Source organism: Acidaminococcus sp. HCP3S3_H5 (genome assembly GCF_052122235.1).
GTDB lineage: Bacteria > Bacillota > Negativicutes > Acidaminococcales > Acidaminococcaceae > Acidaminococcus.
In genome coordinates, this window is record NZ_JBQKCS010000005.1 from 206,206 (window position 1) to 220,941 (window position 14,736).

Genomic DNA, 14,736 nt, shown 5'->3' on the forward strand with positions numbered 1-14,736 from the left:
CTTCTTCATTTTTTTATTGACTCTACTACAAAGCAGCATTGCCAATTACGGACCCAGCTGCAGTCCCCATGGGACACTTGGACGCAGCCCTGAAATGGTGATGGGAACGGACCCAAAGTCCGCCCTGGGAGGGGCGGGGGACCATCCGCAAGGATGGTGGTGGGGGCATCGGCGCCAGCCGATACTTTGCAGGTACGGCAGACAACAATGGAGTGAACGGGTAGGAGCAAAGTCTCTGGGTCTACAGTTTCCATTGCTGCATTTCCAGCCGCTGAGCCCGTACCCATGTCAAGGTATTCGGTCCTTTCAGGACCTCATGCCCCCACCACCGGGCAAGCCCGGTCCCCCGCCCCTGCAGGGCGGGCCTGTCCTCCCGGCGGAGAGCCCTTGCGGGTGTATGGGTATAGAAGTTTTTGCCCTCTGTGCGGCCGGGACGGGTTTGCCTGCGGCGAAACCCCTACATCGTTGGGGTCAGAGACTCGTACATCTGGCGAGCCGCCGGTTGTGCGGTCTCTGCGGGCCCATGCTCTTCACTCTGCACTCTTCACTTTCGGACATGAATGAATAACTATACTGTGATGAAGGTTTTACTGAGAACTTGTTGACACATACGGGAAAACAAGATGAAATTGACAACGGGGTGGGGGTATGTTAAAATTTTTACGGTTTGAAGATTCGTTCATGGATTTTCAGAAATTTCACGGACCACTGGACAGGGGTACTGCCTTTTCGGGGCAGCTGTCCGGTCAAGGCCATACGGACAGCCGGGTCCACTGCCGAATTGGCGGCAACTGGTTTGCAGCCTTATTGATTGAACTTTTGGGTTCAACTTTTATAAGTTGGTTACTTCATAACCGCAATGCGTCTGTGCGCAGACTTGTGAAACGGTCAATAAGAGTCGTTCGTAACGGGGATCCCCTGATAGAAGCAAACCGAAATACCGGATGAGACCTTAAAACGCAAGCTGCAAGGGGGCAGCTTGCGTTTTTTTGTACAGAAGTAAAAAATGAACTGGGGAGGGAAAAAGCTTGGAAAAGCAATATCGGTTGAAACAGGATCGGGCGCCCATCTACGAAGCTCTGGAAAAGTTCCGGAAAATGCGGGTGGTGCCCTTTGACGTACCCGGCCACAAACGGGGCCGGGGCAACCCGGAACTGACGGAGTTCCTGGGCGAAAAATGTGTGGGGGTGGATGTGAACAGCATGAAGCCCCTGGACAACCTGTGCCATCCGGTGTCGGTGATCCGGGAGGCGGAACAGCTGGCCGCTGACGCCTTCGGAGCCAGCCAGGCCTTCCTGATGGTGGGGGGCACCACCAGTGCCGTCCAGTCCATGATCCTGTCCGCCTGCAAACGGGGCGACAAGATCATTCTGCCCCGGAACGTCCACAAAAGCATGATCAACGCCCTGGTGCTCTGCGGAGCCATTCCTGTATACGTGAACCCGGACGTGGACAAGCGGCTGGGGATCAGCCTGGGGATGAAGCGGGATGCAGTGGCCAAGGCCATCCGGGAGAACCCGGACGCGGTGGCTGTGGTGGTGAACAACCCCACTTATTACGGAGTGTGCAGTGACCTCCGGGCCATTGTAAAGATGGCCCACGATGCCGGGATGCTGTGCCTGGCCGATGAAGCCCACGGCACCCATTTCTACTTCGGCAGCGGGCTGCCTGTTTCCGCCATGGCCGCCGGGGCCGACATGGCCGCCATTTCCATGCACAAAAGCGGGGGCAGCCTGACCCAGTCCAGCTTCCTGCTCACCGGTCCCAAGGTCCACGCCGGCTATGTGCGCCAGATCATCAACCTGACCCAGACCACCTCCGGCAGCTACCTGCTCATGTCCAGCCTGGACATCAGCCGCCGGCGGCTGGCTCTCCACGGACGGGAAATCTTCCACAAAGTGGTGGACATGGCGGAATACGCCCGGCAGGAAATCAACAACATCGGAGGCTACTATGCCTTTGGCCGGGAACTGATGAACGGAGATTCCGTGTTCGACTTCGACAACACCAAACTGAGCATCCACACCCTGGATATCGGTCTGGCCGGCATCGAAGTGTACGACATCCTCCGGGATGATTATGACATCCAGATCGAATTCGGGGATATCGGCAACATCCTGGCCTACCTGTCCATGGGGGACCGGATCCAGGATCTGGAACGGCTGGTCAGCGCCCTGGCGGAAATCCGCCGCCGGTATCAGAAGGATCCCACCGGCATGCTCACCCAGGAATATGTGGAACCGGTGGTGGTCACCAGTCCCCAGGAAGCCTTCTATGCCGAGAAGGTAAGCCTGCCTCTGGAGCAGTGTGAGGGCCGGGTGTGCAGCGAATTCGTCATGTGCTATCCTCCGGGGATTCCGCTTCTGGCCCCTGGGGAAAAAATCACCAAAACCGTACTGGAACATATCCGGTACGCCAAAGAAAAGGGCTGCAGCATGACCGGTTCGGAAGATCCGGAACTGCTCCACCTGAATGTATTAGCATAAGAGGGGGATACAACCAATGGAAATGTGGTTCAGTGAATTCCATACCCCGGATGTGAAACACAGCCTCCGGGTCAACCGTCACCTGTTCTCCAAACAGAGTGACTTCCAGCGGATCGATATTTTCGAGACGCCGGAATTCGGCCGGGTGCTCACCCTGGACGGGAACGTGATGCTGACGGAACGGGATGAATTCATCTACGACGAAATGATGACCCATGTGCCCATGGCCGTCCACAAGGGCATCAAGGACATCCTGGTAATCGGCGCCGGGGACGGGGGCGTGGTCCGGGAACTGACCCGGTACGACCGGGTGGAGAAAATCGACCTGGTGGAAATGGATCCCATGGTGGTGGAAGCCTGCCGGAACTATCTGCCCGGGAACGCCTGCCGGATGGACGACCGTCGGGTGCACATCTACTTTGAAAACGCCCTGAAATTCATCCGCCACCGGGAAAATTCCTACGACCTGATCATTGTGGATTCCGTGGATCCTTTCGGTCCCTCCGAAGGGTTCTTCACCCGGGAATTCTACGGCAGCTGCTACAATGCCCTCCGGGAAGACGGGATCATGGTGAACCAGCAGGGGAGCCCCTTCTACAAGGAAGACGCCATTGCCATGCAGCGGAGCCACCAGCGGATCGTCAGCACCTTCCCCATCAGCAAGGTATACCAGGCCCACATCCCCACCTATGCGGCAGGGTACTGGACCTTCGGCTTTGCCAGCAAGAAGTACCATCCCATCAACGACCTGGACGCTCCCGCCTGGGAAGCCCTGAACATGCACACCCGGTACTACACCACCCGGCTCCATGTGGGAGCTTTCTGGCTGCCGGCTTTCCTGGAGGAAATGCTCAAAGAAGTGGAAACGGAAGAAGGCTGCAAAAATGCTGACAAATAATGTGGAAACCTTCCTGGCCTGCGACGCTCCTTACGAAAAGGCCAAAATCGTCCTGTTCGGAGCCCCCTTTGATTCCACCACCAGCTATCGGCCCGGCACCCGGTTCGGGTCTTCCGCTATCCGCCACGAAAGCTTCGGCCTGGAAACCTACAGTCCCTACCAGGACAAGGATCTGACGGACTATGCAGTGTTCGACAGCGGGGACCTGGAACTGTGCTTTGGCAGTTCGGAAATGGCCCTGAAGGACATTGAGGACCGGACTGCCACTATCCTCCAGGACGGGAAGCTGCCCTTTATGATCGGAGGCGAACACCTGGTGACCCTGGGCGCCTTCCGGGCAGTGCTGAAAAAGTACCCGGACCTCCAGATCGTCCACTTTGATGCCCACACGGACCTGCGGGATGACTACCTGGGGGCGAAACTGAGCCATGCCTGTGTGATCCGTCGGTGCCACGACCTGATCGGGGACGGGAAAATCCACCAGTTCTGCATCCGCAGCGGGGAACGGGAAGAATGGCAGTTCGCCCATGCCCACACGGACCTGCATCCCTTCAGTTTCGGAGGGCTGGAACAGCTGGTCCGGGATCTGGAAAAGAGCCAGGCTCCGGTGTATTTCACCATCGACCTGGACTGCCTGGATCCTTCCGTGTTCCCGGGCACCGGGACCCCGGAAGCCGGGGGCATCACCTTCATGCAGCTGCTGAACGCCCTGCGGCTGGTGGCCAGGACCAATGTGGTGGCTGCCGATGTGAACGAACTGGCCCCCATGCTGGATGCCAGCGGAGCCTCCACAGCCGTGGCCTGCAAAGTGGTCCGGGAACTGCTGCTGGCGCTGTTGTAAAGGTATGCTGCAAAAGCAGCATACCAGCTGTAGAGCCGCACAGCGGCTCAAGTCTGAAGTCTGGAGTCTGGAGCCGAAGGATAAATTTGCAGGCAAATTTATGAATGTGTAAATCGGATCCGGTTTTACAAATTACTGAGGACCCGGCCATAAAGACGGGTCCTATCCTGGGGCTTCAGACTTCCGACTCCAGACTTCCGACTCAGGTCTGCTGCTTGTGCAGCAGACCTCTTAGACACAATATTCCAAGGAGGAAAATATCATGAGCAGAGTCCTTGTTATCGGCTGCGGCGGAGTTGCTTCTGTAGCCATCCAGAAATGCTGTCAGGTCAGCGATGTGTTCACCGAGCTGTGCATTGCCAGCCGGACCAAATCCAAATGCGATGCCCTGGCGGAAAAACTGAAAGGGAAGACCGCCACCAAAGTCACCACCGCCCAGGTGGATGCGGACCATGTGGACCAGGTGATCGCCCTGATCAAAAGCTACCAGCCGGACCTGGTGATGAACATTGCCCTGCCTTATCAGGATCTGACCATTATGGATGCCTGCCTGGCCTGCGGGGTGAACTATATGGACACCGCCAACTACGAACCGGAAGACACGGACGATCCCAAATGGCGGGCCATCTACGAAAAACGCTGCAAGGAAGAAGGATTCTCCGCCTACTTCGACTACAGCTGGCAGTGGGCCTACAAAGAAAAATTCGAAAAGGCCGGCCTTACCGCCCTGCTGGGCTGCGGCTTCGATCCGGGGGTGACCCAGGCTTACTGCGCCTATGCCCAGAAGCATGAATTCGATACCATCGACACCATCGACATCCTGGACTGCAACGGCGGGGACCACGGGTACGCCTTTGCCACCAACTTCAACCCGGAAGTGAACCTGCGGGAAGTGTCCGCTCCCGGCAGCTACTGGGAAAACGGCCACTGGGTGGAAATCCCGGCCATGAGCATCAAACGGGAATACAACTTCGACCAGGTGGGAGAAAAGGACATGTACCTGCTCCACCACGAAGAAATCGAAAGCCTGGCCAAGAACATCCCCGGGGTGAAACGGATCCGGTTCTTCATGACCTTCGGCCAGAGCTATCTGGATCATATGCGCTGTCTGGAGGATGTGGGCATGCTGTCCACCACCCCCATCAACTTTGAAGGCCACGAAATCGTTCCCATCAAATTCCTCAAGGCCCTGCTGCCGGATCCGGCCAGCCTGGGTCCCCGGACCAAGGGCAAGACCAACATCGGCTGCATCTTCACCGGGAAGAAAGACGGGAAGGAAAAGACCTACTACATCTACAATGTGTGCGACCATCAGGCCTGCTACCGGGAAGTGGGCAGCCAGGCCATCAGCTACACCACCGGCGTGCCGGCCATGTGCGGCGCCCTGATGCTGCTTACTGGGAAATGGACCACTCCCGGGGTCCACACGGTGGAAGAATTCGATCCGGATCCCTTCCTGGATGCCCTGGACAAGCACGGCCTGCCCCGGAGCGAATCCCATGATCCGGCCCTGGTGAAATAATGGACTGGAACAAGGTGCGGGAAGAGCGGCCCGCCTTTGCAGGGCTCCGGGGGAAGACTCCGGAAGCCGCCTTCGGAGGGCTGACCACTCCCTGTTACATCCTGGACAAGGCAGCCCTCCGCCGGAACGGGGAGATCCTGAAAGGGGTCCAGGACCGGACCGGCTGCCGGATCCTCCTGGCCCAGAAGGCTTTTTCCAACTACGACCTGTACCCGGTGCTGGAGCCCTACCTGGCCGGCACCGAAGCCAGCGGCCTTTATGAGGCCAAACTGGGCCGGGAAGCCATGCCCGGGAAGGAAGTCCATGTGTTCTGCGGGGCCTACCGGGAAGACCAGATGGAAGAAGTGTGCCAGGTGGCGGACCATATTGTGTTCAATTCCCCCCGGCAGCTGAAGACCTGGGGCCCCATGGCCAAAAAGGCCGGGAAAAGCGTGGGGCTCCGGATCAACCCGGAATGTTCTACCCAGGAAGGCCATGCCATCTATGATCCCTGTGCCCCCGGCAGCCGGATGGGCACCACCCGGGCCCAGTGGGATGCCTGGATGACCCCGGATCTGGTGGAGCTTCTGGACGGGATCCACTTCCACACTCTGTGCGAACAGGATGCCCAGGACCTGAAAAAGACCCTGGATGCTGTGGAAGAAAAGTTCGGGGATGTGCTGCCCCACATGAAATGGGTGAACATGGGGGGCGGCCACCACATCACCCGGCCAGGGTACCATATTCCCCTGCTGGAGGAATGCATCCGCAGGGCCCAGAAGGCCTGGGACGTTACCGTGTACCTGGAACCGGGAGAAGCCTGTGCCCTGAACGCCGGGTACCTGGCCACCCGGGTGCTGGATGTGGTGGAAAACGGAGAGGTGAAGATCGCCATATTGGACACCAGCGCCGCCTGCCATATGCCGGATGTGCTGGAAATGCCTTACCGGCCGCCCCTTTACGGAGCCGGGGAACCGGGAGAGCGGCCTGTGACCTGGCGGCTGGGCAGCGGTACCTGCCTGGCCGGGGACGTGGCCGGAGACTACAGCTTCGACGGGGAACTGGAAGTGGGGGACCTGCTGCTCTTCGGAGACATGGCCATTTACACCACCTGCAAGAACAACACCTTCAACGGCATGCCCCTGCCGGATATCGACGTGCTGGAAGAGGACGGGACGGTGAAGGTGCTGAAACGGTTCGGCTATGAAGATTTCAAGATGAGGTTGGGAAGGTAAAGGGCGGCGCCCTTTGCCTGTCAATTGACGAGAGTGTTGCAAAAGCGACACTCTCTTTTTTTACAATTCTTTACAAAACCCTGCTCTTACTTTTTACATGGCTCTGGTATCTTATAGCTATAGACAAAAGCAATACTACTGTCATCATGGATTTTCTGTAAGGGAGCGATGAAGATGATCTTGAAAAACAAATGGAAAAAACTGGCTGTGACAGTCCTGGCTGGGATGATGGTCATGGGCGCTTTGGGGTGCGGCGGCCAGAAGGCTGCTGACACCAAGAAGCCGGCTGCGGTCCGCGGAAACATCACCGGGTCCGGTTCTTCCGCCCTGCTGCCTCTGGTCAAGGATGCTGCCGAAAGCTTCAAGAAGCAGCATAAGGAAGTGAGCATCAGCCTGAACGCCGGCGGTTCCGGCATGGGCCTGAAACAGGTGTCCGACGGGTCCGTGGATATGGGGAACTCCGACGTACCGGCGGCTTCCAAACTGCCCAAAGACAAGGCTGACAAACTGGAAGACCACAAGATCTGCGTTATGACTGTGGCCACCATCGTGAACAAGGATGTGGCTGAAAAAGTCAAGAGCCTGACCAAACAGCAGCTTACCGACATCTTCACCGCCAAAGTCACCAACTGGAAAGAAGTGGGCGGCCCGGATGAACCCATTACCCTGGTAACCCGGCCCAAGACCTCCGGTACCCGTGCCCTGTTCGCCAAATACGCCATGGGCGGTGCGGAAGAAGCTTCCAACAAATCTCTGGAAACCGATAACTCCGGCCTGCTGGTACAGAGCGTAGCCCAGAACAAAGGGGCCATCGGTTATGTGGCTCTGCCTTACCTGACCAAGAATGACACCGTAGCCACCATCTCCATCGACGGTGTGGCTCCCACCCTGGAAAACACCTACTCCGGCAAATACAATGTGTGGGGTTATGAACACATCTACACCAGCAAGAATCCGAAAGCTGCCGTCAAAGCCTTCCTGGATTACATCCTGTCCGCCGACTACGGCAAACGGATCGAAGAACTGGGTTATGGTGTGAGCAGCAAGATGCAGGTTAAAGATACCGCTCATGATTAATGAAAAAGGTTTACAAAAGCTGGTACAGGTTCACCGCAAAGAGTCCTTGTCACAGACTGTAATCACGGCCTGCGGCATTGCAGCGGCCCTGCTGCCTTTCCTGATGGCCGCTTTCCTTCTCGTGAAGGGAAGCGGCACCTTTTGGGATTTCGGCCACAGTATTACGGAATTCCTGTTTTCCGCCCAGTGGAAACCCAGTGATACCATGGAGGGCGGCGGCCAGGTAGGGGCGGCCATGTTCATCAGCGGCTCCCTGGTCACCTGCTTCCTGTCCCTGGTATTTGCCCTGCCGGTGAGCCTGGCAGCGGCCATCTACATGTCGGAAATGGCATCTCCGGCGGTACAGCGGCTGATCCGCCCGGTGGTGGAAATGTTCACCGGGATCCCTTCTGTTATTTACGGCTGGGTGGGCCTTACCGTACTGGTGCCCTTCCTCCGGAAAATCTTCCCCATGCCCTTCGGGTTCTCGGTACTGGCCGCGTCCCTGGTGCTGGCGGTGATGATCTTCCCGGTGATCACCACCATGGCCGCTGACGCCATGCTGGCGGTACCCAAGAGCTGGCGGGATGCTTCCTACGGTCTGGGAGCCACCCGGTGGGAAACCATCCGGAACGTGATCCTCCCGGCTGCCCAGCGGGGCATCTTCACCGGCGTGGTGCTGGGCCTGGCCCGTGCCCTGGGGGAAGCCCTGGCCGTGGCCATGGTCATCGGCCAGATGAAACGGTTCCCCACGTCCCTGTTCCTGCCGGCGTCCACCATGACCACGGTGATCGCCAACGACATGGGAGGTGCCATGGAAGGCGGGGAATACAGTGCAGCCCTGTGGACGTTGGGTCTGCTGCTGTTTGTGATTTCGTTCATCCTGATCTTTATCATCCATACCTTTGGTAAAGATCCCCTGAAACTGAAAGAGGAGGACTGACCATGGGAGACATTGCCAAGAAAAAGACCATGGACCGGTTCATGAGCCTGCTGTTCACCGCCGGCGCAGCCGGGTCCGCAGTCCTGCTCTTCGCCTTTATCCTGGATGTGGTGGGACAGGGCCTGGGAGCCCTCAGCACGGATATCCTGCTGAGCCTCCGGGACATGTTCTTCAACACCCTGTACCTGGTGTTCCTGGCCCTGGTGATCAGTGCCCTGTGGGGCATTCCCGCCGGGATCTACCTGGCGGAATACGCCCAGGACGGGAAACTGACCAACTGGGTGCGGATGGCGGTGGAGACCCTGTCTTCCCTGCCTTCCATCGTAGTCGGCTTGTTCGGCTACCTGGTGTTCATCGTCATGACCGGTTCCCAGTGGAACCTGATGGCCGGCGCCCTGTCCGTTTCCATCCTGACCCTGCCCCTTATGGTGTCGGTGACGGAAAACGCCCTGAAGGACCTGCCCCCTGAATACACCCTGGGCAGCCTGGGACTGGGGGCTTCCAAATGGCAGACCATCTGGAACGTGCTGCTGCCGGCCTGCCTGCCCCGGATCATGACCGGCCTGATCCTGGCAGCGGGCCGTGGCTTCGGGGAAGCCGCCGCTTTGATGTTCACCGCCGGGATGTCCACGGACATCGATTGGGGCAACTGGGACTTCAGCTCCACCACCTGCCCTTTGAACCCCTTCCGTCCCGGGGAAACCCTGGCCCTCCATGTGTGGGTCATGCGGACAGAAGCCCTGAGCCCGGATGCGGGGAAGATCGCCGGGGTCACTTCCGCCATCCTGATGCTGGTGGTGGTGCTGTTCAACGTACTGGCCCGGTACATCAGCTGGAGACTGGAAAAGAAGATGGAGGGAACTGCCGATGAGTGAGCAAGGAAACGGACCTGTTTCTCCGGAAACACTGGTCTTCGATATCCAGCACCTGAACCTGTTCTACGGGAAGCACCAGGCCCTGAAGGATATCAATATGAAAGTGAAGCGCAATGAAATCACCGCCCTGATCGGGCCTTCCGGGTGCGGCAAAAGTACCCTGCTGAAGACCCTGAACCGGATGAACGACTGGGTATCCGGCTGCCGGGTGGAAGGGAAGATCCTGTTCGAAGGAAAGGATATTTTCAAGGAAGTGGATCCTCTGGCCCTCCGGTACCGGGTGGGCATGGTGTTCCAGCAGCCTTCTCCTTTCCCCAAGAGCATTTTTGACAACGTGGCCTACGGTCCCCGTGTCCAGGGCATCACCAACAAGGCCCAGCTGACGGAGATCGTGGAAAAGAGCCTGCGCCAGGCGGCCATCTGGGATGAACTGAAGGACCGTCTGGACAAAAGCGCCCTGGGCCTGTCCGGCGGACAGCAGCAGCGGCTGTGCATCGCCCGTACCCTGGCTGCCCAGCCTTCGGTGATCCTTATGGACGAACCCACCTCCGCCCTGGACCCCATTTCCACCCAGAAAATCGAAGACCTGGCCCTGGAACTGAAAAAGGATTACACCATCGTCATCGTTACCCACAACATGCAGCAGGCCAGCCGTATTTCCGACAAGACCGCCTTCTTCTACCTGGGAGAACTGGTGGAAATGAACGATACGGAAACCCTGTTCACCAATCCTTCCGAACCTCGGACGGAATCTTACATCACCGGCCGGTTCGGCTGAGAGAGGAGCCATTATGAGAGATGCCTATGTAAAGACCCTGGTGGAAATCCAGGACGATGTGCGGGTGCTGATCACCAGCCTGGAAAAGACCCTGGAAGAGACCAAGACGGCCCTGTTCAGCCAGGACCTGGACAAAGCCCGGATGGTCCGGGACGGGGACGACAAGTTCGACGAACAGATCCGGGGAATCATGCGGAAAGACCTGACCGTCCAGGTGCTCCAGTCTCCGGTGGCTTCCGACTGGCGGAGCCTGATGGGGACCTTCCGGGTGCTCAGCGAACTGGAACGGATTGCGGACCACTGCTCTGACATGGCCCTGTACATTGCCCGGATCCTGGAGCGGAATCCGGTGGTGAAGCCTCCTGAAGGGTTCAAAGAGATGTACGAGGACATGCAGTCCCTGCTGGAAGAAAGCTTCCGGTGCTACCTGGAAGGGGACGACGAAAAGGCCCGGTACATCGGGGACAAGGACGACATCGTGGATGCGGATTTCGAACGGCTGCTGCCCAGACTCACCGACGAGATCAAGAAAAATCCTGATGACGTGGCCTCCTACGTGGACTACGTGCTGCTCCTGAAATACATGGAACGGACCGCCGACCACGGCACCAACATCGGCAACTGGGTGCTGTACATGAAGAAGAACCTCCTGAAGGGGGACAATGGATTTACCATGGACTGAGGAAAAAGGGGAGTGTGGAACGTGGAAAAACGCACGTTCCACACTCCCTTTTTATCAGCTGTCAATAGTCAGCGGTCAGCGGCCGGTGGTAGGCCTCTACCTGCCTTCCTTTCGGCTGGAGGAGGGGGAAGCCTGGGGGGTGGAAGGCCCTTGTGGCAGGGCTTCCTGGCCCCGCTGCTCCTTGTGGGAGACGGCACCCTGGGCGGGGTGATCCCCCTGTGGCTGCTGCGGAAAAAGGATATTGCCCCGTATCTCTGAGGGGCTATGGTATAATGAGAACCATACGGACGGAAGAAACCGAAAGAAAGCAGGAAAAACCATGACTTTACAACAATTGCGCTATATTGTGGCCATTGCTGAGGCAGGGACCTTCAGCGGGGCGGCCAAAGCCCTGTTCATCACTCAGCCCAGCCTGACCAAGATGGTCCGGGAACTGGAACGGGAAATGGGTATCCAGATCTTCGAACGGACCAACAAGGGGGTCCATCTGTCCAGGGACGGGGAAATCTTCCTGGGCTATGCCCGGCAGGTGCTGGAACAGGCGGATCTTCTGGAATCCCGGTACAAGAAGCAGGCGGGAGGCAAGCAGGAATTTACCGTGTCCACCCAGCATTATTCCTTTGCGGTGAACGCCTTTGTGGACCTGATCAAGGAATACGGCCGGGACGCCTACGACTTCAGCCTCCAGGAGACCCAGACCTACACCATCATCGACGATGTGGCCCATATGCGCAGTGAAATCGGGATCCTGTACTACAACGATTTCAACCGAGCCGTGCTCCAGAAGATCTTCAAGGCCAACGACCTGGTGTTCCGGGAACTGTTCGTGGCCCGGCCCCATGTGTTCCTGAACGCCTCCCATCCCCTGGCAGGACGGGAAAGCGTCTCCATGGAAGAACTGGCCCCCTATCCCTATTTGTCCTATATCCAGGGGGACCACAACGCCTTCTATTTCTCCGAAGAGATCTTCAGCACCGTGGTCCGCAGCAAGAACATCCGGGTCACCGACCGGGCCACCCTGTTCAACCTGCTGATCGGCCTTAACGGATACACCGTTTGCAGCGGGGTCATCGACCAGAAGCTGAACGGGGCCAGCATCATCGCCGTGCCCCTCCAGAAAGAAGGGGACATGCACATCGGCCTTCTGACCCACAAACAGACCCATCTCAGCCGCCTGGGGAAAGCCTATGTGGAGGCCCTGGAACGGTATATTGCCGGGGTCCAGGGGCAGGAGCAGTCCCCAGTCACTAGTCAGCAGCTTAGGGAGGAAACCCGCAGGGCGGGTTCCTGAAAACGTATGAAATCCGGAGGCCCGCCCTTCCCGGCCTCCGGGTTTTGTCTCTGCCCCCCGGAATGCGCCTTTCTGGGACAGTAAAGACATAGTTCAAAAATAACTATACATATAACTGGATATATGCAACAAAACGTACAGATTTTGCCATATTATTGCTTTTATTGTATAATAGCTTTTGTGGAATCATAAAAGAAGCAAATACTTCTTATGAGAAAAATAAATGAACACAACAGGCAGGGGAGATACAATGGAACTGAAAGAACAGCGGTATGTGTGCACGCTGGCAGAATGCGGAAATCTTACAAGGGCGGCGGACCGGCTGTACATATCCCAGCCGGCTCTCAGCATCTACATCAGCAATCTGGAAAAACATCTGGGGATGCCTCTTTTCGACCGGGAGGGGAAAAAATTTGAACTGACCAAGGCCGGGGAACGGTACGTCCATTACGCCCGGAAGATTTTGGAAGAATCCAACCAGTTCAACGAAGAGCTGAACATGATCCTCAGCGATGAAGTGGGCCGGCTGCGGCTGGGGATTTCTCTCCTCCGGGGAGCCTGGCTGCTGCCCCGGGTGTTCAAAACCTTCTGCAGCAAATGGCCCCATGTGGAACTGACCCTCCGGCAGGGGAACATTATGTTCCTGAACGATCTGCTGAAGAACCACGAACTGGATATGATCATCGTCAACGGAGAGAATCTGGACAAATCCATGGACAGCCGGGAACTGTTCCAGGAAGAATTCCTGGTGGCGGTGCCCCAGGGCCATCCCCTGAACAGCCAGGCCGTGTTCCGGGAAGGCCAGCCCTACGGGATCCTCTCTCCGGAAGCCCTGAAAGGCCAGGTGTTCCTGTCCACCACCCTGGAACAGTCCTCCCGGGAACTCCAGGATAAAATCTTCCGGAAATACAAGATCCAGCCCCAGCACATTTACACCATCCGGAGCATTGAACTGATTCTCCAGCTGGTGGCAGAAGGATTCGGCATCACCCTGGTACGGGAAGCCTTTACCCGGACCTTCCGGTATTCCAAGTCCGTGAACCTGTACCAGCTGGACATTCCGGAACACAAACGGGCTGTGGTGGCCGCCTTCCATCATCGGGAAAAGATTCCCCGGTATATGGAGGACATGATGGACCTGCTCCGGAAACGGGGCCTGGAAATCATGGCCGGAAGACTGTAACGGAAGAGAGACTTTTAGTTTTTAAATATTACTCTTAATAAAAATATATTTCGAAAAAATCCATTTTCCTGGTATGCTTTAGTAAGATAAAGGATACAGAAAATGGATTTTTTTTCGTCCGATTTTGCATGTCTAGACAAATGTGTGACCGGGAGGCGGTATAATGGGCAGATGGCGGCAGAACACCGGACAGGGATATTTACATAATTATAAATAAAAAAGAATAAAATATTCGTGAAACGTATCAAGAATTGTGGTATAATACAAAAATATTCTTCCGTAAGAAATAATTGTTTTTTACAGATAGACTTCGTTGAGAATTTTGATGTTCTGAACAAGAGAGATTCTTTACAGAGAAAGCGGGTATGATTATGGACAATCAGATGAGAAGAGAAAAACTGTACGAAATGCTGGAAAACGCTGAAGCTCCTCTCACCGGGGTGGCCCTGTCCAAGGCCCTGAACGTGACCCGGCAGATCATCGTGGGGGACGTGGCCCTGCTCCGGAGCAGCGGGAAGAAGATCATCTCCACGGCCCGGGGGTATCAGCTGGCCGGAGAAGTGCCGGAGAAAGGCTTTCACCAGGAAATCCACTGCCAGAGCCGGAATATGGATGCTGCTGAATTGGAAGCAGAGCTGAATGTGGTGGTGGACAACGGGGGCATCGTCCGGGGGCTGACCCTTACCCATGACGTATACGGGGTGATCCGGGTACCCATGGACCTGTACAGCCGCCGGGACGTGCGTCAGTACATGGACCGGCTGAAAGAAGAAAAAGGGCCCCTGATTGTAACCATTACCCAGGGACGTCATGTGCTCCAGGTGGAAACCCGGAATGACGAGGATATGGAAGCCTTGGGAGAAGGGCTGAAGGAACTGGGGATATTGGCCTAAGAGGGTGTGGAAACGTACTTTCACACCCGGTCTGGAACGGAAACCGGTCTTTTGGATCTTTTAAATTATCAAAG

Annotated in this window: 13 protein-coding genes; all 13 read left to right on the forward strand. The window is 56.9% G+C overall.

Going from position 1 to position 14,736, the window contains the following annotated elements:
- The first annotated feature begins 1,028 nt into the window (after positions 1–1,028).
- The 13 genes from ACTQY5_RS07855 (at position 1,029) to ACTQY5_RS07915 (ending at position 14,662) form a co-directional block, all read left to right on the forward strand.
- The gene (locus tag ACTQY5_RS07855; protein WP_022488189.1) at positions 1,029–2,486 is read left to right on the forward strand and encodes an aminotransferase class I/II-fold pyridoxal phosphate-dependent enzyme; all 1,458 of its coding nucleotides are present in this window, start codon (positions 1,029–1,031) and stop codon (positions 2,484–2,486) included.
- A 16-nt stretch (positions 2,487–2,502) separates the two neighbouring features.
- Positions 2,503–3,384 carry a polyamine aminopropyltransferase gene (gene speE / locus ACTQY5_RS07860; protein WP_022488190.1) on the forward strand — a complete coding sequence of 294 codons (882 nt, stop codon included), beginning with the start codon at positions 2,503–2,505 and terminating at the stop codon, positions 3,382–3,384.
- Positions 3,371–4,225, forward strand: a complete 855-nt coding sequence (gene speB, locus ACTQY5_RS07865) for an agmatinase (protein WP_154488480.1) — start codon at positions 3,371–3,373, stop codon at positions 4,223–4,225. The genes speE and speB overlap by 14 nt, the downstream gene beginning before the upstream one ends.
- Before the next feature lie 262 nt (positions 4,226–4,487).
- Complete coding sequence (locus ACTQY5_RS07870) at positions 4,488–5,747, forward strand: saccharopine dehydrogenase family protein (protein WP_154488481.1); 1,260 nt, start codon at positions 4,488–4,490, stop codon at positions 5,745–5,747.
- Complete coding sequence (locus tag ACTQY5_RS07875) at positions 5,747–6,961, forward strand: carboxynorspermidine decarboxylase (RefSeq protein ID WP_154488482.1); 1,215 nt, start codon at positions 5,747–5,749, stop codon at positions 6,959–6,961. The genes ACTQY5_RS07870 and ACTQY5_RS07875 overlap by 1 nt, the downstream gene beginning before the upstream one ends.
- A 174-nt stretch (positions 6,962–7,135) precedes the next feature.
- Positions 7,136–8,038, forward strand: a complete 903-nt coding sequence (locus ACTQY5_RS07880; RefSeq protein ID WP_441369040.1) for a phosphate ABC transporter substrate-binding protein — start codon at positions 7,136–7,138, stop codon at positions 8,036–8,038.
- Positions 8,031–8,960, forward strand: coding sequence for a phosphate ABC transporter permease subunit PstC (gene pstC, locus ACTQY5_RS07885; protein WP_353844367.1), 930 nt, complete (start codon positions 8,031–8,033; stop codon positions 8,958–8,960). Before ACTQY5_RS07880 ends, pstC begins: the two co-directional genes overlap by 8 nt.
- Before the next feature lie 2 nt (positions 8,961–8,962).
- Entirely contained in the window at positions 8,963–9,835 is an 873-nt protein-coding gene (pstA, locus tag ACTQY5_RS07890) for a phosphate ABC transporter permease PstA (RefSeq protein WP_022488196.1), read from the forward strand.
- Positions 9,828–10,613 carry a phosphate ABC transporter ATP-binding protein PstB gene (gene pstB / locus ACTQY5_RS07895; RefSeq protein ID WP_154488486.1) on the forward strand — a complete coding sequence of 262 codons (786 nt, stop codon included), beginning with the start codon at positions 9,828–9,830 and terminating at the stop codon, positions 10,611–10,613. Before pstA ends, pstB begins: the two co-directional genes overlap by 8 nt.
- 13 nt (positions 10,614–10,626) lie before the next feature.
- Complete coding sequence (gene phoU / locus ACTQY5_RS07900; protein ID WP_288310986.1) at positions 10,627–11,295, forward strand: phosphate signaling complex protein PhoU; 669 nt, start codon at positions 10,627–10,629, stop codon at positions 11,293–11,295.
- A gap of 319 nt (positions 11,296–11,614) precedes the next feature.
- Positions 11,615–12,586 (forward strand): LysR family transcriptional regulator, encoded by a 972-nt coding sequence (locus tag ACTQY5_RS07905; RefSeq protein ID WP_288310987.1) that lies wholly within the window; start codon positions 11,615–11,617, stop codon positions 12,584–12,586.
- A gap of 250 nt (positions 12,587–12,836) precedes the next feature.
- The gene (locus tag ACTQY5_RS07910; protein ID WP_441369041.1) at positions 12,837–13,769 is read left to right on the forward strand and encodes a LysR family transcriptional regulator; all 933 of its coding nucleotides are present in this window, start codon (positions 12,837–12,839) and stop codon (positions 13,767–13,769) included.
- A gap of 371 nt (positions 13,770–14,140) precedes the next feature.
- The gene (locus tag ACTQY5_RS07915) at positions 14,141–14,662 is read left to right on the forward strand and encodes a 3H domain-containing protein (RefSeq protein WP_441369042.1); all 522 of its coding nucleotides are present in this window, start codon (positions 14,141–14,143) and stop codon (positions 14,660–14,662) included.
- Positions 14,663–14,736: the final 74 nt, after the last annotated feature.